The sequence below is a fragment of the Streptomyces sp. NBC_00568 genome (assembly GCF_026341855.1).
GTDB lineage: Bacteria > Actinomycetota > Actinomycetes > Streptomycetales > Streptomycetaceae > Streptomyces.
Map to the genome: position 1 here is coordinate 2755171 of NZ_JAPENW010000001.1, position 19394 is coordinate 2774564.

Consider the following 19394-nt stretch of genomic DNA (forward strand, 5'->3'; position numbering starts at 1 on the left):
GGGACGGCGTCCTTGCCCCCGAAAGGGCGGACTCCCCTCAGCCCACGGCCGCGTAGCGCTCGTACACCTCTTCCTCGTCGAGGGGCAGCAGGCCCGCTCCGCGCTCGTACTCCGTACGCGCGGTCTCGAGCAGGCGACGCCACGAGGTGACGGTCGGTCGCCGGCGCAGCAATGCGCGGCGCTCGCGCTCGGTCATGCCACCCCACACGCCGAATTCGACGCGGTTGTCGAGCGCGTCGGCGAGGCACTCCGTGCGAACCGGACATCCGGTGCACACTGCCTTGGCCCTGTTCTGCGCTGCTCCTTGAACGAACAGTTCATCCGGATCGGTAGTGCGGCAGGCCGCCTGCGCACTCCAGTCGGTTACCCAGCCCATACCGGCGCCGTCCTCTCCCGAATCGAGGCTCCCCCACGGCGGCAGCGGCATATTCACCGCCGCCAGTTGAGGACGTTACGGAAGGTGGGCACAGCGCAACACCCCCTTCGGGCCCAATCTTGAATGGCCCGAACGGACTATGCGTAAGCGGCAGATCACCCGGGGGAGTGAGCCGAGGACATGCGCGACCATCCCGGCAAACCGGGACAGTTCAGTTGAGTCACAACGGACGCCGAGTGACACACAAGGCTGATTCGGACACACGCTCCACAGGAACGCGGAACCTCCGGAACGATTCGGGGTCGCCGGACGTATTGATACGTGGCCGCACTGCTGTGACAGTTGAGAGCAGCTTAGGCCAAGGCATATACGCGTGTCCGGCGAATGAGAACGTAGGCTGCCCTCATGCCAAAGAAGCGCTCGGGTGGTGGTCTGTCCCCTACGCAGCAGGCCGCCAAGTTCCTCGGTGTCAGCGTGCTCGCGGGCGCCGTCATGGCCGGAATCGCGCTGCCCGCCGCGGGGGCGCTCGGTCTCGCGGCCAAGGGCTCGGTCCAGGGATTCGATGACATTCCGGACAATTTGAAGAGCCCGTCGCTGAGTCAGCGGACCACGATCCTGGACAGCAAGGGCGGCCAGATCGCCACGGTCTACTCACGCGACCGCACGGTGATCGACCTCAAGGACATCTCGCCCTACATGCAGAAGGCGATCGTCGCGATCGAGGACTCGCGCTTCTACCAGCACGGCGCGGTCGACCTGAAGGGCATCCTGCGCGCGGTCAACCAGAACGCGCAGAACGGCGGAGTGTCCCAGGGCGCCTCCACGCTGACCCAGCAGCTGGTGAAGAACTACTTCGTGGAAGAGGCCGGCGACGACCCGACGAAGGTCGCCCAGGCCACCCAGCAGACCATCGGCCGCAAGATCCGCGAGCTCAAGTACGCGATCCAGCTGGAAGAGAAGCTGGGCAAGAAGAAGATCCTCGAGAACTACCTGAACATCACGTTCTTCGGGGAGCAGGCCTACGGCGTCGAGGCCGCCGCCCAGCGCTACTTCTCCAAGCCCGCCAAGAACCTGAACCTCCAGGAGTCGGCGCTCCTCGCGGGCATCGTCCAGTCGCCGAGCCGGTACGACCCGGTCAACGACGAGGAAGAGGCCACCAAGCGCCGCAACACCGTCCTGCAGCGCATGGCCGAGGTGCACGACATCTCCCAGGAGCAGGCCGACACCGCCAAGGCGGCGAAGCTCGGGCTGCACGTCAGCAAGCCGAAGAACGGCTGCATCACGGCGGCCAAGGGCTCCAGCTTCTTCTGCAAGTACGTGGAGAACGTCTTCCTGAGCGACCCGGTCTTCGGCAAGACCAAGGAAGCCCGGGCGAAGGTCTGGAACCGGGGCGGCCTGACGATCCGCACGACACTCGAACCGCAGTCCCAGGCATCGATCCAGTCGTCACTGAAGGATCACGTCAACAAGTCCGACAAGGTCGCCGCCGCGGCCACCCTGGTCGAGCCCGGGACCGGCAAGATCCTCGGCATGGGCCAGTCGAAGCCGTACGGCTACGGGAAGAACGAGACGGAGATCAACTACTCCGTCAACTACGGCATGGGCGGCTCGAACTACGGCTTCCCGACCGGTTCGACGTTCAAGCCGTTCGTGGCCGCGGCCGCACTGGAGCAGGGCCGGCCGGCGACCCAGGAATACTCCTCGCCGAACAAGATGCCGTACCCCAGCCCCGTGCAGACCTGCGGCAGCAAGGCGTGGACGAACCAGGCGAACGAGCAGGTCCCGAACGAGAGCGCGGACGAGAAGGGCCCGTACCAGCTGAAGGAGGCGATGGCCAAGTCGGTCAACACCTACTTCGTGCAGATGATCTCCGACATCGGCCTCTGCCCGGTGATGGACCAGATCGGCAAGCTCGGTGTGGTCCAGGGCAACGGCGACAAGCTCCCCCAGGTGCCCTCCATCGCCCTGGGTGCCAAGGGCATCTCGCCGCTCACCATGGCCACGGCCTACGCCGCCTTCGCCTCCCGCGGCATGTACTGCACCCCGATCGCCATCGAGTCGATCAGCCAGCAGATCGGCGAACGCGAGAAGTCCCTGGACGTGCCCAAGTCGACGTGCTCGCGGGCCATGTCCGAGAAGACCGCGGACACCGTCAACAGCCTGCTGAGCGGCGTGATCGACTCCGGTACGGGCCAGCAGGCCGGTCTCACCGACCGCGCCAACGCCGGTAAGACGGGTACCACCGACGAGCGCAAGAACGCCTGGTTCGTCGGCTACACACCGAACATGTCCGGCGCGGTCTGGGTCGGCAGCGCCTCCCAGCGGGTCCACATGGTGGGCATCCAGATCGGCGGCGTCTACCACGACAAGGTGTACGGCGGTCAGGTCCCCGGCCCGATCTGGCGGGACCTGATGACGGGCGCTCTCGTGGGCAAGGACTCCCCGTCCTTCAACCTGGTCAACATTCCCGACCCCCAGAAGGACAAGGACAAGGACGAGGACCGCGGCCGCGACGACGGGAACAACGGCCGTCACGGCGGCAACGGGAACGGCGGAACCACCAACGGGAACACCATCAGCGGCCTGACCGACGGTGGTCTCACCGACGGCGGAGTGGTGGTCCCGACGCCTTCCTTCTCCATCCCCGAGGGATGGATCCAGGGCAACGACAACGGCGGCAACGACAACGGCGGTCAGCGCAACTGACCCGTACGCCGGAAACGGCACGTGAACGCGTGAACGCCCCGTGGGCCAGGATCGACTCCTGGCCCACGGGGCGTTCGGCGTGAGGCGTCAGCCCGCGAGCAGCTGCTTCACGACGGCGGCGACGCGGCCGCCCTCGGCCTGGCCGGCCACCTTCGGGTTCACGATCTTCATGACCTGGCCCATGGCACGCGGTCCCTCGGCACCCGCCGCCTTCGCCTCCTCGACGGCCTGGGCGACGATCTGCTGAAGCTCCTCGTCGGACAGCTGCTTGGGCAGGTACGCGGCGAGCAGCTCGCCCTCCGCCCGCTCCCGCTCTGCCGACTCGGCGCGCCCGCCCTGCGCGAAGGCCTCGGCGGCCTCACGACGCTTCTTCGCCTCGCGGGCGATCACCTTCTGCACTTCGTCGTCGGAGAGTTCGCGCTTGGTGGTACCCGCGACCTCTTCCTTGGTGATCGCGGTGAGGGTCAGCCGGAGCGTCGAGGAGCGGAGCTCGTCGCGCCCCTTGATCGCGGCGTTGAGGTCTTCCTGCAACTTCGACTTGAGCGTGGTCATGCCGTCAAGTGTCGCAGGTGCGGTGATGCGGCCGCCTGTTGATTTCACCGCGCGCCCGGCAGCCGGACGGAGGCCGCTCGACGCCGTTCGCGCGTTTTCGGCGGCTCTCGCGCGTTTCGTGCCGGGTTGTCCACAGGGGGCACGCGGGCTCGCCGGGGTCTGACACGATGGACGTATGCGCGCGCGATACGGAGTACCCCTGGGAATCACGGCGGTGGGCGCCGCCGGTCTGCTGTACTCGGCGGGGTTCGAGGCCCGTTCCTTCCGCCTCCGGCGGGTGACGGTCCCCGTCCTGCCGCCCGGGATGCGACCGCTGCGCGTCCTGCAGGTCTCGGACATCCACATGGTGGGCGGCCAGCGCAAGAAGCAGCGCTGGCTGCGCTCCCTGGCAGGCCTGCGCCCCGACTTCGTGATCAACACCGGGGACAACCTGTCGGACCCGGAGGGTGTGCCCGAGGTGCTGGACGCACTGGGCCCCCTGATGGAGTTCCCGGGTGCGTACGTCTTCGGCTCGAACGACTACTACGGCCCCAAACCCCGCAACCCCGCCCGGTACTTGTTCGAGAAGGCCCAGGGCCGTCATGGGCTGAACGGCAACAAGCCGGTCGTGGGCGCCGTCCACATCCCGTGGGAGGACCTGCGCGACGGCTTCGACACCGCGGGCTGGCTGAACCTGACGAACACCCGGGGGACGCTGAAGATCGAGGGCGCGGAGATAGAGCTGACCGGCCTCGACGACCCGCACATCAAGCGCGACCGCTACGCCCGCGTGGCCGGCGGCCCGTCCGAGTCGGCCGACTTCTCGATGGGTGTGGTGCACGCGCCGTACCTGCGCGCCCTGGACGCGTTCACGGCCGACGGCTACCCCCTGATCCTGGCGGGCCACACGCACGGCGGCCAGATCTGCCTCCCCTTCTACGGCGCCTTCGTCACCAACTGCGACCTGGACACGGACCGCGTCAAGGGTCTCTCCGCGCACACGGCGGAGGGCCGGACGTCGTACCTGCACGTCTCCGCCGGCTGCGGAACGAACCGCTACACCCCGGTCCGGTTCGCCTGCCCGCCGGAGGCGTCACTTCTGACGCTGGTGGAACGGACGTAGCCCGTACTCCTCCGGGCTCCGGGCTCCGGGCTCCGGGCTCCGGGCTCCGGGCTCCGGGCTCCGGGCTCCGGGCTCCGGGCTCCGGGCTCCGGGCTCCAGGCTCCGGGCTCCGGGCTCCGGGCTCCGGGCTCCGGGGGATGATCGCTCAGGGGCGGCGCGGGACCGAGGCGGCTCGGCGCGTCGGGGACACGATCCGGATGCCGTGCGAGGTTCCGGCGGTATGGGCCGCCGGCCCGTACGGGGTCGGCGGTGCGAGGTTCCGGTGACACAGGCCGCCGGTCCGTACCGGGTCCGGCCACCGACACCCGTACTGGGTCCGGCCGCGCGAGCCACACCGACGCCGGAGTAACCCACCCAGTCGTCCCATATCGCCCGAAACGCCCCACCCGCTTAGCGTGGGGCCATGATCAACCCCATACCCAGGGACATACCCGACCTCCCCGCGATACCGGGTATCCCCTCGTCGACCCACTACTCCTTCGTCCCCGCGACGGCTGTGGTGGCTCCCACGCGCCGCCCGGCCACGGCGGTCTACCGCGTCCTGGTGGCCCTCGCGGCGGCAGCGGGCGTGGCCATCGACCTGAAGCTGGGCGACCCGGCCCGGGTGCTGAGCTACTTCACGATCCAGACCAACCTGCTCGTCGCCGTGGTCTTCGCGGCGTCGGCCCGCCGGGCCTGGTCAGCCCGCCGGCCCCTGCCGGGAGTACTGACGGGCGGCACGCTGATCTACATCTCGATCACGGGCCTGGTCTACCACCTGATCCTGGCGAACGAGTCGACCCCGTTCTCCATGACAGGGGAGATCGACACGCTCTCCGGCTGGCACGCGGTCGCCAACCAGCTCCTCCACACGGTCACGCCGATCGCCGTGGTCCTCGACTGGCTGCTGCTGACCCGCCCCACCCCGCTGACGCTCCGCAACGCGGCGACCTGGCTTCTCTACCCCCTCGCCTACCTGGCCTTCTGCCTGGCCCGCGGCGCGATGATGTCGCCCGGGACCCCGGCGCGCTACCTCTACCCCTTCGTCGACGTGGACCGGCACGGCTACGGAGGCGTCCTCGGCAACACCGCCGTCCTCGGCGTGGCCTTCTACGCCCTGGCCCTCCTCATCGTCGCCCTCGACCACGTGCGCCCCGACCCCGTCCGACGCCGCGTGCGACGCCCCGAAAACCGGATTTCGTCTCCGGCCACCAGTGGGCTAAAGTAAACGACGTCGCAGCGAGAGCAGCGACGATCGGGGTGTAGCGCAGCTTGGCAGCGCGCTTCGTTCGGGACGAAGAGGTCGTGGGTTCAAATCCCGCCACCCCGACAGCTAAGTACCAGGTCAGGGACCTGATCCGCATCGCGGGTCAGGTCCCTGAGTGGTTTCTGGGGTCTCTTGGGAGAAATCTGGGAGAAGATCTTGGAATTTCTCTCCCGGACGCGCCCTACGAACGTGCTCTCAGACGCTCCTGCAAGAGGTCGCTGAGTACAGTCACCGGGGACGTGGAGCACATCGCCAGCCGCAGATCGAGCGCCGCCTCCCACTCTGCGGTGAGCTGCGCCATCAGGTCCTCGCGCATCTGCCGAGTGATGTGCGAGTAGCGCGCCTGTACCGATCCGTCGATGTGCCCCATGCGCTCATCCATCAGCTTGGGCGGCGTGCGGAACCCTTCCATGCGCGTCTTCGCCGTATGGCGGAGCCCGTGCGGGGTCAGCCCCTTCGCAATCGGCATCCAGCACGTATCCGCTCTCGCATGGGCGCCTCTCCCGCGCGCCGGCACACCGGGCCAGGGTTCAGCGAGCAGGGGTACAGGGCGTGCTTCTTGCGGCGCCTTCTTCGGGTACCAGCCAGAGGCAGCGGGCGTGAAGAGCCAAGTAGCAAACCCGTTCCGTCGCCAGTGCGCAGCCTGGTCGACGGCGCCCCCGCCACGGCTGAAGCCGAGAGCTTCGATGGCTTCCCGCACGCGGGCCCGGGTCGCCTCGGCTACAGCATCAGGCCGGTTGAGGACGTTGGACACGGTTCCCGTGGAGACGCCCGCGCGCCTTGCCACGTCCACTAGCTTCGCGCCGGTCTCCCCCGTACGCGAGACTCCCTGGCCACGGAACACGTACGTCTTTCCGTGGCAGACGCAGGGGGTCGGGCGCGTTCCAGCAACATGCCCAGACCACAGGCGGGTGAGCCAGCCAGGCGCGTCGATGGTGCGATAGCTGTCGTCCTTGGGCGGGCAGCGCTCGAACTCTCCCGAGTCGAGTTCGTAGAGCTGCCATTCCACGCGTGCAGCGGCGGGACGGACGAACTCGGTTTCCAGTCCCACGATTTCGCCCCAGCGCATGCCGGTGTAGCCCTTAGTGACAACGGCCACGAACTCGTCATCCCGCCCGGAGAGGAGAGAGGCACGCTCGGCTATGAGAAGCACGCCGAGCGGATCTGTGACTACCTTCTCCGGTCCACGGTTGCGCGAACGGCCTGCGCGCTTGCCCCGTCCACGGCGCTTGGCTGCGGGGTTGGAACTGATGAGATCCTCGTCGATCGCATCTTCTAGGACCAGGTGGAGCGTGCCGCGCCATGTCTTCACGCTCGAAGCGGCGTACAACGCCCGTTCCTTCTTGTCCCAGGCGTCAATGTCTGCCCGCTGGATGGACGCGAGCGGCTTGTCCTCGAACTCGGGGAGTAGGTGCTCTTCGAGGTGGCGCCTGTAGTTCTGCATCGTGGATGCGGCTAGGTCTTGCCCCGCGTACCAGCGTGAGGCGTATTCGCCGAACGTGATCTGTCCCGCCGTGCGGTCTTTCCACCCGCCTGAACGCACCTTCGTCTCTTCGGCGTCGGCAGCCTGCTTGGCCTCGCGCTTCGTGCGGAAGCGAATGGTCTCCCCGTCTTTGCCGACAACGGTGCCGTACTTGCCTGTTGAGATCTTGTAGCGGCCACGCCAGTACGTGCCGCGATCTTCCGCGAATCCCATGCTCCCTCTCACTGCAAAGCGGTGGGTGGAAGCCCGGCTCGGACTTCCACCCACCGTTTGGTCTCGTTTGTCAGGCGGCGTTTCGGGCGCGCCGCGGGCGCCGTGCCCGGAGTCGCACCGTCGGCATGTCCATTGGGGCGCCCTCGCGGCGTCTCGTCGAAATCGCCCTGCCGTCAGGTGCGTTCGCCTGGTCGGGACGCTCCTCAAAGATGTGGAAGATCTCCTCCACGTGGCTCTTCGTGAAGCGGTATCCGCTTCCGCTCCGGATGAACGGGATACGGCGTCGCCGCACCTGTTCCTTCACCCACCACTCTGAACAGTCGAGCGCTTCGGCGATCTCGGCAGGAGAGTAGGTCGGGGGAAGTCCGTTGTTCTTCTGACCCGCGTTCATGGCCCCTCTTCTTGAAGTTGAGACAGGCAGGAAGAGCGAGCTGGGCCCCTTCCTGTCAGGTCCGCTACTTCCGCTACCTCCGCTACCGCCCTGCTCAGGGGCATGATCGAGGTAGCGGATAGACGTGGCTGTAGCGGATAGAGCGGCTACCGGCCGACGGGGCGGTCCGTGGGCCGGTAGCGGATGAGGTGGTGCAGGTAGCGGATAAATCCGGGCTTGCCGCTACCTTTTCTAGGCCTCTGACCTGCTCGGTAGCGGAGGTAGCGGAAGTAGCGGACTCTCAGAGGGTGGGGGGCAGTAGCGCTCCCACGCGTCGTGAAGGTCCGCGGCGTAGTAGCCCTTCATCACGCTGCCGCCCGTCTTGATGTTCCGGGCCGCTACCGGGGTGTTGTCCGCGGTCATGTACTCGCGCAGCATTCGCGCGAGCCCGCGGGCGTCGAGGGGCTTGCCGCTCATGTCCGCCCACGGCGCCTCTTCGAGGCTGTGGAGCCGGTCCAGGACGGCGACAGTGGGCAGGCGGTCGATGCCGTTGAACACGTAGTCCCGCAGGTCCGTCAGGAGTCGGATTCCGATACTGCCCTTGTCCCCGACTTTGGCGGCATTGACCAGTTCCACGCACGCCGCGCGGGCCCGCTCCGGCCACTCTCCACCGGCTGCGTCGGCAACCGTGATCAGCGGTTCCCACACGTCCGCGGGCCGGTCGGTGACCTCCGGGGGCAGCATGGGGAACACTCCATCGACCAGGTGACGCACAGACTGTGCCCAGTCGGCGAGCCGGTCGCGCAGGGCGTTGCCTTCCTTCTCGTGGATGCGCTGCCGGTAGGGCTCCACGTATTCGTTCCTCGCGCGGCGGCGCATGCGCACAATGACCGAGCGGGTCAGGATCGTGTCCGGCAGCGAGCCGAGCCCCGCCATGGCTACGGCGCAGTACGAGGGGAATTCCTGCACTTGCTGATTGGCTCCGTCACCGACGCAACGCCACATACCAACTCCGCGACGGTGTCCGGCATTCAGGAACCCGCGCAGGGGCTCGTTGTCTCCGGCCTTGGGCCCGAACACGGTGTCCACTTCATCGAAGAGGATCGTGGGTCGCGTTTCCAGGGTCGACACCGCGCGGAAGAGCACCGACGCGGATGCGTTGGCCGCAACGAGCGGCTTGGGCACCAGGGTTTCGATGATCTCCAGTGCGCGGGACTTCCCCGAGCCGGGCTCCGGCGAGAGGAAGGCGATCCTCGGGGTGGCGTCGAAGCAGTCGAGCAGGTGTGCGTGCGCGTTCCACAACGTCACGGCGACGTAGGCCGCTTCGAGGGGAAAGACGTTGAAGCGGCGGTGGAAGGCTTCCACTTCATCGAGGAGGGCGGAGCCGTCCGTGGGGTGTGCCGGCGGTTTGGGGGTCATGCCGCGGCCTTCCCTTCCTGGGTAGTACGGAGCGGGCAGTTGTCGCGGTGGGCGGAGTGGTCGCTGATCAGGGCCAGTACCTTGCGATGTCCCACGGCGCTGCGGTCCCTGCCGCACAGACAGCGCGACGTGGCCGTGGGGATCGCGCCTTTCGGTGCGCGGATGTGGAGCCAGGCGACCAAGTACCGGCCGTCTCCCTGCTGCGCGGCAGGACGAAGAGCTGAAATGGCGCCTTCGGCGCCGCCCTTCGGCTCGCCCTCGGTCGGACCGGGTGCGGTCTGCGCGGCGGCGCGCAGGCCGGTCGGAGTGACACAGAGGCTCTTCAGTGAGGGGCGGGGCGGGGTGCTCATGCGGCCCTCCCCCGCTGGTTGCGGGTGATCGACCAGTTAAGACCGCTGCGAATGGTCGCCTCGCAGGACCGCGGCGAGAGACCTACCTGCTCCCCCGCCCGCTGAAGAGCCTCCTCAACCTGCTCCCTGGGGAGGTCGCTCCACGCGATGAATCGCCCCAGGGCTCGCGCGGCCCGCAGCAACGTGGCGTTGCGCTCGCCCTCCAGGGCCTGCCGCACGGACGCGGTTTCCGCGTTCAGTCCCGCTATGGCGTAGCTGGATGCCAGCGCGGACGACGGCGCAGCCATCGGTGCCCGCGATGCCTGTCGGACCGTCAGGCGGGCGTATAGCCAATCCGGCAGCACGATGGGCGGGGTGTCGTCGACGATCGCGTACGCGCCCGTGGGGGTGAGGCTGCCGGGGGCGACGACGTAGCCACCCCAGGCTCGGGTGTCGATACGCTTGCCGAGTCGTCCAGCTGTGTTGCCGAGCCGGGTGCCGGGCGGGGCGGTGAAGTACAGGTGGACTCCACCGCTCGCGGTCCGGATTGTGCGGGTGGTGGGGACGGCCTGTCCGGCGCGCTCGCAGAGCGCTCGAAAGGTCGTCACGCCGGAAGGCGTGTCCGCACTACTCCTGCCCTTGGGCATGTCGAGGTCGACGACGACCAGCCCGGATGGGCCGGTCGCAATGCCCACGTTGAACGGCAGGTCGCCCCAGGCACGGCGGATGCGGTCCGGGTCGATGGTGGCGCGCTCTTCCCACTTGCGGTGGCCACCCGCACAGTCGCCGATGCCGGGGCAGACGACCCCACCGTGCAGGGCTGGGCGCTTGGCACCAGGACGTAGCGGGAGCACCGCCCATCCCCGTTCGGCGGCGTCCAGCGCAGCATAAAGAAGATGACGGTTCACGCGGCGACCCTCCTTTCCGCTGTGAGGAACTGTTCCGCGATCCATTGCGCGTAGGCGGGGGGTACGGCTTTGCGGGCTTCGAGGCTGGTCATCCAGGTGCAGCCCATGGCGTCGGCGTAGGCGCGTTCGCCCTTGTGCTCGAAGGCGAGCAGGCTCTTGCGGTGCCAGCACGGCGCGACCAGGTCCCCGCCCCCGCGCCAGGAGGTCTCGAAGACGCGGTGACGGCGGATGCTGAGGCCGAACGCGGTTCCGCACAGCAGGTAGTCGGGGCGGAGCAGGCCCGCGGCCGCGGTCTCGGGGACGTTCTCGATGACCCACGGCCGGCCGGTGGCCTGCATGACTTGGCGGCCGGGGCCGATCAGGTCCGGATGGTTCTCCGGTTTGCCGCGCCATTTGGTGACGGTGGCGTACCGCTCGCACGGCCAGGAGCCGTGGACCAGGTCGTACTCGTGGCCGTGGTCTGCGCAGTAGTCCAGGCCGTCGGCCTGGATGAACGGGAACGGGTAGTTCGGCATGGGTGCGATGTCGACGCCGACGACGTCGAACCCGGCGAGGTAGTAGCCCATGGACAGGCCGCCCGCTCCCGAGCACAGGTCGAGCAGGCGCAGGCCGTTCGGGCGGCGCAGAGGCAGCATGCGGGCGTTCATGCCGCCACCCCCAGACGGATGGTGTCGAGGAAGGTTAGGGCGGCTTGGCCGATGTGTTCGGTGTAGGCGGGCGGGATGCACTCGCGGATGCCGTCCCGGTTCATCCACGGCACCCGGAGCACCTGGCGGGCGAGGGGGACTCCGGAGAAGTTGCCGACGAACTGGCCGTAGTGGCCGGGCGGGACGGGGCGGCCCATCTTCGCCTGCGGCACCGTGTGCACGGCATGCGCAGGCTGGACCAGGGTGAAGCCGCCGCCGGTCTCGAAGAACCGGTGCCGGTAGTTGGCCAGCCCGAACATCGTCGCGCACAGCATCACCGGGGCGTGCAGCTTCCGGACCGCGCCCCGGACGTTCTCCATCACCCACGGCCGCCCGGTCACCTCCAGGGCGGCGCGTGTCGGGGCGATCAGGTCGGGGTGTGTGTTGCCCTGGATGCGCTGGCACTCGCTGTCGTGCTGGCACGGCGGCGAGGCGTGTATGAAGTCGAACTCCGCACCGTGCTCGCGGATGAACTCCACCGCTTCGGCTTGGATGAAGGTGAAGGGGTAGCGCGGCTGCGGGTCCTTGTCCACGCCGGTCACGTCGAATCCGGCAAGGTGGTAGCCCATGCCGGCACCGCCTTGGCAGCAAAACGCGTCCAACAGGCGCGAGCGCATTCGCCTATTTGGAATGGCACGGACCGGATGGCCCTCGCCGAACGGCAGTCGTTGGGCCATGCTGAAGGTCTCCAGTTCTGAGAGGGACACGGAGAACCGGGGCGGGCGCAGGCTTGTGGTGAGACGGCGCCCGCCTCGGGTGTAGTTAGGCCGCGTCACGGTGGATCGCGGGCAGCTCGGGCAGACCTGCGGTGTGCAGGGCCTGGGGATCGAACCCCGGGAGCGCGGCGCGGGTGAGCAGGGCGGTGGCGAGCTGTTCCGCGTAGGCGGCGCCGGTGCGGGCTACTTCGATCTGGGCTCCGGCCTTGAGTGCTTCCACCCGTTCGATGTGGGCGTGTTCCTCGCGCTGCTCCCCCATCTGCCGCTGGTGAGCGATGAGTTCGCGGCGGTCGGTGCGCCAGTAGCGGGCGGCGAGTCCGTACGCGGCCGTGGTGGCGAGGACCCACAGCAGTAGAGGCAGGGAGAGTCCGTCGGCGTATCCGGCGACGCCCGCGAGGGCGAGTCCTCCGGTGGCGGCGAATGCGGCTCCGGCGATGACAGGGTCTCCGGCGCGGCCGATGCTCGCGCAGACGCCGGCCGCGCCGGCGGCGAGGGAGAGCGCGGTCATCAGGACGGCGTTGCCGATGCTGTGTTCGGCGCCGTTGGCGTTCCAGATCCGGGCCAGGATCAGCACGGTGGACGTGGCCACGGCGGGCGCGGCTTTGGGGGCGATGATGGCGAGCCAGTGGTGGGCCACGATCTGTTCGTTCACGTCGGTCTCCTAGATGTTGCCGAGGGCGTCGACGACGGCGGCGGTCAGCTCGGTCACGGGGCCGGAGGCGCCGGTGGAGGAGAGGTAGAAGCCGAACATCACGGCGATGAACGCGGAGCCGTAGCCGAGGGTCTTTGAGCGGAGCAGGAAGAACAGGACCAGGCCGAACAGGGCGCCCAGGGAGACGGTCACGGCCATCGTTATCCCTTCCGGGCGGGCCGCCGCGCGGCGGCGGGGGCGGGAGTGTCGGTGCCTTCACGGGCCACGCGCAGCCAGAGGTTGTAGAGGTGGCGCCCGGCGCGTATGCGTTTGCCGTGGCCCTTGCAGCGGCGGCAGGGCTTGCCGCGCTTGAGGCGGCCCTTGCGGTCGGTCTTCATGGCGAAGCCGAAGCCGCGGCACTTGCAGCAGTCGCCGTACGGGCTCGCCGCACACAGGCTCCAGTAACCGAGAGTGACGGCGAGTAGGCAGGCTCCAGCAAGGAGGAGGAGGGTCATGGGGTGCCCTTCCAGGCGGGTTTCCGGGTGTTCTCGCAGGTCGGGTGCTAGGTGCGAGGTTGCTGATCAGGGCCGGTTTGGGGTGCTAGCGGGTCTGCTAGGTCTAGCAACGGTGGGTGCTAGACCTAGCAGCGGTGCGCGTCAGTCTCCGGATCGTTTTCCGTCACGCTGGGTGATGGCGGTGGTGATGTCGGCGCGGGCGATGCCGCGGCGGGTGGTGCCCTTGCCCTTGTCGGTGGTGCCCCAGACGTCCTGCGCGGTGATGCCGTGGGGGCGCAGGTTCGTCGTGACCGTCTCGGCCTTCCACCCGCCGTAGATCTCCGGGCGCAGGGCGGCGAGGCGGGCGGCGACCTTCTCGTTCCACACCTTGTCCTCGTCGGCCGGAACGACGTTGAGGATGTCGGCGAGCAGGTCGAACGCGGGCTCGCCGCTCTCGGGGCTCTCGCCGATGGCGTGGCCGGTGATGTTGCCGTAGGCCTCGCGCATCTTCCGAGCGCGCACGACGACCTGTTCGGCACCGAGGGCATCGACGAACGCGGATGCGACGATGCGGGGGTCGTCGCCCTCGCCGGCCATCCAGCAGATGCCGCGGTCGGTGCGGGAGAACATCGTCGCCCGGTATCCCGCCTTGTACATCGAGGTACCGAGCACCATGTCGTTGGCAGGCTGGCCCATCACCTTCAGGCAGAACCGCAGCACGGCGTTGGCGGAGATGCCGGTGGGCAGCGACTTCGCGTCCGGGCGCTGGGTGCCGAATAGGGTCACCATGCCCAGCGCCGGACCGCGCTTGCCCAGGTCGGTCGCGATCTCCTCGATCTCCGCCCCGTACTTCTCGTGCTCGAACGGCACCTGGCACTCGTCGAACCCGGCCACGATCGGATGCAGCCCGAGCGACTTGTCGTTCGCCAGTTCCGGGGTGACCTTGGATTCGGGGCAGCGGGAGCGCGGCAGGGACTTGATGACCTTCGCCCTGCGGCGCAGCTCCGCCCGCAGCTCGCGCAGCGATTCGAGGACGTAGAGGATGTCTTCGTCCTCGTCTCCGGCCCGGTAGCGGTGGCAGACCGGCTCCAGGGCGCCGAAATCGCCGGTGCCCTTGAAGTCGAACGCGTACAGCTCCGCTCGCGGGTCCAGTGCGGCGATGAGCAGGAACAGTCGCATCAGGAACGTCTTTCCCATCCGCGGGATGGACCCGACCACGACCGAGGCGAACATCAGGGTCACGGCAACGTCGCCCATGCGCTGGTCGTTGCCGAACACGACCGGCCTGAACAGATCCACGCTGCCCGACTTCAGCAGCGGCCACGCGGGCTTGGTCGTCTCGTTCATCGGCTTGTCGCCCACCCACAGGATCAGCCGGCCCTCGTGCTCGGTCGGGTCGGCCGACGGCCACACACAGCCGACCTTGCGCCGCAGCCCCGACGCGAGCGGCTTGCGCGCCTCCATGATGTCCTCCGGGGTCACACCCCACGGCAGGTCCACATCGGCGCGGTAGCCAGGGCCATCCCGGGTGATCTCGGAAGTGAACCGCATCCCGTTCATGTCACCGCCCTTCTTAATGGCGGCCGACAGCTTCGCGTTCCCGATGTTGTCCAGCGCCCGCAGCACGATCGGACCGGTCAGTTTCTGGATCTCGGTTTTCAGCACGGCAGGGCCGATGACCGGGTGATCCTGCGGGGCACCCCAGAATCCGGCGACCAGCACCGCGGCCGAGGCGAGCACGCCTAACCACCCGGGGGCCAGCACGTACAGGGTCAGCGCGAACGCGGCGCCGAAGACCAGCGCCACCGTGCTGACCAGCACCCGCAGTCGCACGCGTCCGTCGCGCTGCCGGGACAGCTTCAGGTACTCGGCGGTGTTCTCCCTGCGTACCTCGTACTCGCGCAGCGGCGCACCCTCCGCGTCCCACACCCACCGGTTGCTGTCCCGCACGAACCGGGCCGCACCGCGCGGCGCGTGGAGCGTGAGCTGAAGGGCGTACCAGGGGGTGCGGATGCCGTGGAACGCCGTGGCGTAGAACGCGTTTCCGGCCGCCCGCTCGGCGGTCGCCACGAAGCCAGGCTTCGAGGTGAGCCACGTCGGCAGGATCGGCCGACGCTTGTACGTCGTGATCCCCGGCGCGGGAAGGTCGGGACGGTCGACCGGACGGGCGAGCAAGTCGCCCGACTCCTCGTCGTACGGGTCGGCCGACTCGGTGGGGCGGGAGTCGGGCAGCGGGGCGGCCGTCGGGGCGGCCGACCCGTCGCGGGCGGATCGGGCCTTGTCGAGGTCGACGACGTCCGCGTCGGGGCCGGCGGTCATCTCGGCTTCGAGCCGGTTGAACAGTTCGTTGTCGTCGGGCTGGTTCACTGAAGGTTCCTTCCAGATACGGAGGGGTGAGCGGGGTCCGGTCGACGCTGTGGAAGGTGGGCGGACGGACCCCGCGAGCAAGCGGTGAGCAGGGGGTCAGAGCCGGATGCGGGTGGCCCGGAACTGGGCCACCGCGCCGCGCAAGCCCTGCATGGTGAGCTGGTCAGTGGCCTCGAAGTAGGCGTCCGCCTTCTCGTAGCCGTCCGGGCCGGTGACGATCCCGGACACCGGGCGCCACAGACCGCCGACCAGGACCAGCGCGGACCAGCGGAACGCGACGGTGTGCGCGGGTGCCGAGGACGGGTCAGGCATGACGAACTCCTCGCGATCGGTGGGATATTCATGCGGCACACGGTGCGGCGGCCGGGTAGGCGCAGGGCACGCACATACCGAGCGAGGTCGGGATGACGTATCCGGCGTCCGTGGCACAGGCGGGGCAGGTGCGACGCGCACGCATGGCCTTGGCGAGTGCGGCCCGCTTGCCAGCCGTCATCGGTCGGACGGGCTTGGCACGGTCGACGCGGTAGAGGTAGGCGACCAGCGGGCCGCGCCGGTAGCGCGGGCGCATGAGCTGCGCCGCGATCGGCTGACCGCCCGGACGGAGCCCGCGGGCGCGCAGTTGGCGACGTGTGGCGAGCCCGGTCGGGGGCGTAACGCCACGGGTAGGTAGGGATGCCGTACTGGGCGCCGGTGGGGTCGTAGCACTTGCCGAACGACCCGGCCATCACGGAACGGCGTGCAGCGCCGGGGCTTGGGCACGCTCGGCTTTCAGCGCGTCCCGGAGCCTGCGGGCATTCGCCGCGGAGCAGCGCACTTCCGCGCGGATGGCCTCCGCGTTCAGACCGGCTTCGCTCCATGGTGCGGTGGCCGCGCGAGCCTCGATGAGCAGGCCCTCGAAAGAGCGTTGCGGCTTCCCTGCGACCCTGGCGGAGGTGCGGCGTGCCGTCCGCGCCTTGGGCACGGGCGGGACTGCCGGTGGATTGCTCGCCGGAGACGATGCGGGGATGCCCTGCTCGGTGGCGGGGGCGAGGTCGCCCATGCGCAGCATCACGCGCTCACGACGTGGGGTTTTCGAGCGCCAGCGCCATCCGTGCTGCTCGCGCAGGTCCGCGCGGGCCAACTGCCGTTCCTTCTCCAGCACCAGGGCCGTGCTGTAGGAGGTGACCTCCCACAGCGTCATACGGCGCCAGAGTGCGAACGTGGAGGAGAAGGCGAGCAGCCAGCGCGAGAAGCGGATCTTCTCCATGCGGCGGCCGGTGGCGGCGCCGATGCGGACGGCGTAGATGTGCGCGCCGATCTCGGAGAACACCACCCACAGCAGCGGCATCGTGCCGTGCGCGATCTTCGCGGACAGGGAGTGTCCGGCCGCGATGTTCAGCCCGCACGTAATGAGCGTGAGCACCCACGGCACGAACCGCACCCAGGCCAGCGCCATGTCCATCCGGATCAGGAGCAGGTTGGCGACGGTGAACACCGGGATGGACACGTCGATCCCGACGGGCAGCATCCACGGGGAGTGGAATCCCCAGTGCAGCGCGGCAACGGACACTGCGTCGAAGGAAGAGATCAGACCGAGCGCGCCGACCGCGGCAGCGGCGAGCGCGGCAGCGGCGAGCGCACCGATTCCGGCGAGTCCCAGCTCCGGACGCGTCAACGGCGGCACCCCAACGGAGGGCGCCTCAGAGGTGGGGGTGAGGGTGGTCATGCTGCGACCCTCGTTCCGCCGTGCGTACCAGAACGGCCAGCGCGGCGCCCGTGGACGTTCGGGCACCGCTTCTCGAGGCTCAGCGCGTTCGACCACGGGGCCTCACAGCGCCTGGCCCGGTACATCTGCTCATCCGCGAGCCGCAACAGGTCCGATAACACCACCTGCTCGGTGCGCGGATCGGCGCCGACCGCACCGATCGAGGCACTAACGTCCAGCACCAGGCCAGCCGTCTCCACCGGCGTCTCCAGCACCTCGGAGAGCCGGTGGAGCGTGTCGGTGAGGTGGTCGTGGCTTGAGACGGGCGCCATCGCGGCGAACTCATCCCCGCCGAGGCGTCCCACCACCGCGCCGTGGTCGACCGCCCACGCCGCGAGCCGTTCGCCGGTCGCGCGGATAACCGCGTCCCCGATGGCGTGCCCGTGCGTGTCGTTGATCTCCTTGAACCGGTTGAGGTCAACCAAGTAGACCGCGACCGGCCGGAAGCGCAGATGGCGTTCCGCGCGCTTGGTAAACGCATCCCGCGTCCACAGACCGGTCAGCGGGTCACGACGCGCGCTCTCGATACGGCGAGCCAGCCGCGACGCGTGCAGCGACCAACCGGCCGCCATCGGCACGCTGGCCGCGGCAGCGAACAGCAGCTCGTTCATGCCGCCACCCCCTTACGCGCCGTGCGTCGGCGCAGGGCCGGACGGGACAGCGGGATGACGTCGAACAGGTCGGGGTTCTCCTCGATGACCTGTGCCGCGATGCGGATCAGGTCGTCGGGAAGGTTCGGGTTGTCGGCGAGGATGTCGCGCGCCGCATCCAAACGGGCGGCGCGCTCTTCGTCGCTCTCCCCCTCGACTCCGAGCCACAGCTCAATCGGGGTGCCGAGCGCGAGTTCCGCGAAGTCTTCAGGGGAAATGGCCTGTTGGCGGCCGATGTACGTACGCATGGAAGGCTCCTGAAGTGGAGGGACAGGAAGCCGAAGCAGCCGCAGGCGTGTTGGTGAGACGGCGACTACTCCGGAAGAACCCAGGCCGCGAGCGCGGCACAGGTCGGTTCCGGGCGGTTCGTGTCTCCTTCATCGCGACCGCGCTCCCGTGTCAGGTAGAGCTGTCCGGCCTCGAAGTAGGCGTATGGAGACGTGACCTTTCGGTCTAAGAGGTCCTAACAAAGGCGTTGGACGTGTCTGTGGGTGATGAGGCAGGTGGCGAGGCCGAGGAAGGCTTCGTGGATGTCGTCGCGTCGTTCCCAGCGGATGCGTAAGCGGCGGAAGCCGTGGAGCCAGGCGATGGTGCGCTCGACGACCCAACGGAAAGTTCCCAGGCCGGAGCCGTGCTCGACGCCGCGTTCGGCGATGACCGGTCGGATGCCGCGCTGCCATAGCAGGCGCCGGTACTTGTCGTGGTCGTAGGCGCGGTCGGCGAGGAGGGCGTCGGGTCTGCGTCTGGGTCGGCCGACGACTCCCGCGACGGCCGGAATCTTGTCGATCAGGGGCAGGAGCTGGGTGACGTCGTTGCGGTTCCCGCCGGTCAGCGACACCGCGAGCGGGATGCCCTGGGCGTCGGTGACGACGTGGTGCTTGCTGCCCGGCCGCGCGCGGTCGACGGGGCTGGGTCCGCTTTTGGGCCCCGTCGGGCCGCCCGCACGTGGGAGGAGTCGATCACCGCCCGCGACCAGTCCAGCTTCTGCGCGGCCCGCAGCTTCCTCAGCAGCACCAGGTGCAGTTGATCCCACACGCCGGCTTCGTTCCAGGCGGCCAGGCGCCGCCAGCAGGTCATGCCCGAGCCGAAGCCCAACTCCTGTGGCAGGTACTCCCATTGGATGCCGGTGTGCAGCACGAACAGGATCCCGCACAGGGCCTGCCGGTCCGGCACCCGTGGTCTGCCCTCCACCAGTTTCGGTGCCGGCTCGGGCAGCAACGGCTCGATGAGTGACCACAGTTCATCCGACACGATCCACGGCCTCGACTGACGTGTTCCCACGATCAGACCAACGACCGTCCAAGCCGAAGGTCACATGATCAACAGCTTCTGTTAGGGCCTCTAAGCCCTCCGGTGAATGCCAAGGCGCCGGGTCGCCTCCCCCGTCCGATGCGGGGCTCCT

General features: G+C 68.7%; 19 protein-coding genes, 1 tRNA gene and 3 pseudogenes. 4 read left to right on the top strand and 19 right to left on the bottom strand.

Annotated elements, in window-relative coordinates:
* Window positions 1-37: 37 nt before the first annotated feature.
* Window positions 38-376, bottom strand: coding sequence for a transcriptional regulator WblA (gene wblA / locus OOK38_RS11880; RefSeq protein WP_028799159.1), 339 nt, complete (start codon window positions 374-376; stop codon window positions 38-40).
* A 405-nt stretch (window positions 377-781) separates the two neighbouring features.
* Between wblA and OOK38_RS11885 the strand changes: the two genes are divergently transcribed.
* A complete protein-coding gene (locus OOK38_RS11885) occupies window positions 782-3082 on the top strand; it encodes a transglycosylase domain-containing protein (protein WP_266761058.1) in 2301 nt (766 codons plus the stop codon).
* An 87-nt stretch (window positions 3083-3169) separates the two neighbouring features.
* Here OOK38_RS11885 and OOK38_RS11890 read toward each other — a convergent pair whose 3' ends face one another.
* Complete coding sequence (locus OOK38_RS11890) at window positions 3170-3634, bottom strand: GatB/YqeY domain-containing protein (RefSeq protein WP_266761056.1); 465 nt, start codon at window positions 3632-3634, stop codon at window positions 3170-3172.
* Window positions 3635-3809: 175 nt separating this feature from the next.
* Here OOK38_RS11890 and OOK38_RS11895 point away from each other — a divergent pair, with 175 nt between their 5' ends.
* From OOK38_RS11895 to OOK38_RS11905, 3 genes and pseudogenes are all read left to right on the top strand, one after another.
* The gene (locus OOK38_RS11895; RefSeq protein ID WP_266761054.1) at window positions 3810-4736 is read left to right on the top strand and encodes a metallophosphoesterase; all 927 of its coding nucleotides are present in this window, start codon (window positions 3810-3812) and stop codon (window positions 4734-4736) included.
* 403 nt (window positions 4737-5139) lie between these two features.
* A pseudogene (locus OOK38_RS11900) lies at window positions 5140-5938 on the top strand (Pr6Pr family membrane protein).
* Between the two features lie 33 nt (window positions 5939-5971).
* Window positions 5972-6045 (top strand) — tRNA-Pro (locus OOK38_RS11905).
* A gap of 118 nt (window positions 6046-6163) precedes the next feature.
* On the opposite strand, the gene OOK38_RS11910 is transcribed toward OOK38_RS11905, so the two are convergent.
* The 17 genes and pseudogenes from OOK38_RS11910 to OOK38_RS11990 form a co-directional block, all read right to left on the bottom strand.
* Window positions 6164-7678, bottom strand: coding sequence for a LacI family DNA-binding transcriptional regulator (locus OOK38_RS11910; protein ID WP_266761052.1), 1515 nt, complete (start codon window positions 7676-7678; stop codon window positions 6164-6166).
* Window positions 7679-7748: 70 nt separating this feature from the next.
* On the bottom strand, window positions 7749-8069 hold the full coding sequence (locus tag OOK38_RS11915) for a helix-turn-helix domain-containing protein (RefSeq protein WP_266761050.1): 321 nt from the start codon (window positions 8067-8069) through the stop codon (window positions 7749-7751).
* A 231-nt stretch (window positions 8070-8300) separates the two neighbouring features.
* Window positions 8301-9467 (bottom strand): DUF3631 domain-containing protein, encoded by a 1167-nt coding sequence (locus tag OOK38_RS11920; RefSeq protein WP_266761048.1) that lies wholly within the window; start codon window positions 9465-9467, stop codon window positions 8301-8303.
* Window positions 9464-9817, bottom strand: a complete 354-nt coding sequence (locus OOK38_RS11925) for a hypothetical protein (protein ID WP_266761046.1) — start codon at window positions 9815-9817, stop codon at window positions 9464-9466. Before OOK38_RS11925 ends, OOK38_RS11920 begins: the two co-directional genes overlap by 4 nt.
* Window positions 9814-10704: a bifunctional DNA primase/polymerase gene (locus OOK38_RS11930; RefSeq protein WP_266761044.1), complete on the bottom strand. Its 891-nt coding sequence runs from the start codon at window positions 10702-10704 to the stop codon at window positions 9814-9816. Before OOK38_RS11930 ends, OOK38_RS11925 begins: the two co-directional genes overlap by 4 nt.
* Window positions 10701-11351: a DNA cytosine methyltransferase gene (locus OOK38_RS11935; protein WP_266761042.1), complete on the bottom strand. Its 651-nt coding sequence runs from the start codon at window positions 11349-11351 to the stop codon at window positions 10701-10703. Before OOK38_RS11935 ends, OOK38_RS11930 begins: the two co-directional genes overlap by 4 nt.
* Complete coding sequence (locus OOK38_RS11940) at window positions 11348-12007, bottom strand: SAM-dependent methyltransferase (RefSeq protein WP_266765782.1); 660 nt, start codon at window positions 12005-12007, stop codon at window positions 11348-11350. Before OOK38_RS11940 ends, OOK38_RS11935 begins: the two co-directional genes overlap by 4 nt.
* Before the next feature lie 145 nt (window positions 12008-12152).
* Complete coding sequence (locus OOK38_RS11945; RefSeq protein ID WP_266761040.1) at window positions 12153-12758, bottom strand: hypothetical protein; 606 nt, start codon at window positions 12756-12758, stop codon at window positions 12153-12155.
* A 9-nt stretch (window positions 12759-12767) separates the two neighbouring features.
* Window positions 12768-12956 (bottom strand): hypothetical protein, encoded by a 189-nt coding sequence (locus OOK38_RS11950; RefSeq protein ID WP_266761038.1) that lies wholly within the window; start codon window positions 12954-12956, stop codon window positions 12768-12770.
* 2 nt (window positions 12957-12958) lie between these two features.
* Window positions 12959-13252: a hypothetical protein gene (locus OOK38_RS11955; protein WP_266761036.1), complete on the bottom strand. Its 294-nt coding sequence runs from the start codon at window positions 13250-13252 to the stop codon at window positions 12959-12961.
* A 141-nt stretch (window positions 13253-13393) separates the two neighbouring features.
* Complete coding sequence (locus tag OOK38_RS11960) at window positions 13394-15598, bottom strand: cell division protein FtsK (RefSeq protein WP_266761034.1); 2205 nt, start codon at window positions 15596-15598, stop codon at window positions 13394-13396.
* A gap of 96 nt (window positions 15599-15694) precedes the next feature.
* Window positions 15695-15910, bottom strand: a complete 216-nt coding sequence (locus OOK38_RS11965) for a hypothetical protein (RefSeq protein WP_266761032.1) — start codon at window positions 15908-15910, stop codon at window positions 15695-15697.
* 28 nt (window positions 15911-15938) lie between these two features.
* Window positions 15939-16323: pseudogene (locus tag OOK38_RS11970) on the bottom strand (RRQRL motif-containing zinc-binding protein).
* Window positions 16323-17303: a DUF2637 domain-containing protein gene (locus OOK38_RS11975; protein ID WP_266761030.1), complete on the bottom strand. Its 981-nt coding sequence runs from the start codon at window positions 17301-17303 to the stop codon at window positions 16323-16325. Before OOK38_RS11975 ends, OOK38_RS11970 begins: the two are co-directional and overlap by 1 nt.
* Window positions 17300-17953 (bottom strand): GGDEF domain-containing protein, encoded by a 654-nt coding sequence (locus tag OOK38_RS11980; RefSeq protein ID WP_266761028.1) that lies wholly within the window; start codon window positions 17951-17953, stop codon window positions 17300-17302. Before OOK38_RS11980 ends, OOK38_RS11975 begins: the two co-directional genes overlap by 4 nt.
* Window positions 17950-18240 (bottom strand): hypothetical protein, encoded by a 291-nt coding sequence (locus OOK38_RS11985; protein ID WP_266761026.1) that lies wholly within the window; start codon window positions 18238-18240, stop codon window positions 17950-17952. Before OOK38_RS11985 ends, OOK38_RS11980 begins: the two co-directional genes overlap by 4 nt.
* Window positions 18241-18455: 215 nt before the next feature.
* Window positions 18456-19273: pseudogene (locus tag OOK38_RS11990) on the bottom strand (IS5 family transposase).
* Window positions 19274-19394: the final 121 nt, after the last annotated feature.

Excerpts from the sequence above, each read along its gene's own strand:
- OOK38_RS11955 (WP_266761036.1), bottom strand. The coding sequence starts at position 13,252 with ATGACCCTCCTCCTCCTTGCTGGAGCCTGCCTACTCGCCGTCACTCTC.
- wblA (WP_028799159.1), bottom strand. The coding sequence starts at position 376 with ATGGGCTGGGTAACCGACTGGAGTGCGCAGGCGGCCTGCCGCACTACC.
- OOK38_RS11935 (WP_266761042.1), bottom strand. The coding sequence starts at position 11,351 with ATGAACGCCCGCATGCTGCCTCTGCGCCGCCCGAACGGCCTGCGCCTG.
- OOK38_RS11925 (WP_266761046.1), bottom strand. The coding sequence starts at position 9,817 with ATGAGCACCCCGCCCCGCCCCTCACTGAAGAGCCTCTGTGTCACTCCG.
- OOK38_RS11950 (WP_266761038.1), bottom strand. The coding sequence starts at position 12,956 with ATGGCCGTGACCGTCTCCCTGGGCGCCCTGTTCGGCCTGGTCCTGTTC.
- OOK38_RS11915 (WP_266761050.1), bottom strand. The coding sequence starts at position 8,069 with ATGAACGCGGGTCAGAAGAACAACGGACTTCCCCCGACCTACTCTCCT.
- OOK38_RS11965 (WP_266761032.1), bottom strand. The coding sequence starts at position 15,910 with ATGCCTGACCCGTCCTCGGCACCCGCGCACACCGTCGCGTTCCGCTGG.
- OOK38_RS11940 (WP_266765782.1), bottom strand. The coding sequence starts at position 12,007 with ATGCGCTCGCGCCTGTTGGACGCGTTTTGCTGCCAAGGCGGTGCCGGC.
- OOK38_RS11985 (WP_266761026.1), bottom strand. The coding sequence starts at position 18,240 with ATGCGTACGTACATCGGCCGCCAACAGGCCATTTCCCCTGAAGACTTC.
- OOK38_RS11975 (WP_266761030.1), bottom strand. The coding sequence starts at position 17,303 with ATGACCACCCTCACCCCCACCTCTGAGGCGCCCTCCGTTGGGGTGCCG.
- OOK38_RS11910 (WP_266761052.1), bottom strand. The coding sequence starts at position 7,678 with ATGGGATTCGCGGAAGATCGCGGCACGTACTGGCGTGGCCGCTACAAG.
- OOK38_RS11980 (WP_266761028.1), bottom strand. The coding sequence starts at position 17,953 with ATGAACGAGCTGCTGTTCGCTGCCGCGGCCAGCGTGCCGATGGCGGCC.
- OOK38_RS11890 (WP_266761056.1), bottom strand. The coding sequence starts at position 3,634 with ATGACCACGCTCAAGTCGAAGTTGCAGGAAGACCTCAACGCCGCGATC.
- OOK38_RS11920 (WP_266761048.1), bottom strand. The coding sequence starts at position 9,467 with ATGACCCCCAAACCGCCGGCACACCCCACGGACGGCTCCGCCCTCCTC.
- OOK38_RS11885 (WP_266761058.1), top strand. The coding sequence starts at position 782 with ATGCCAAAGAAGCGCTCGGGTGGTGGTCTGTCCCCTACGCAGCAGGCC.
- OOK38_RS11895 (WP_266761054.1), top strand. The coding sequence starts at position 3,810 with ATGCGCGCGCGATACGGAGTACCCCTGGGAATCACGGCGGTGGGCGCC.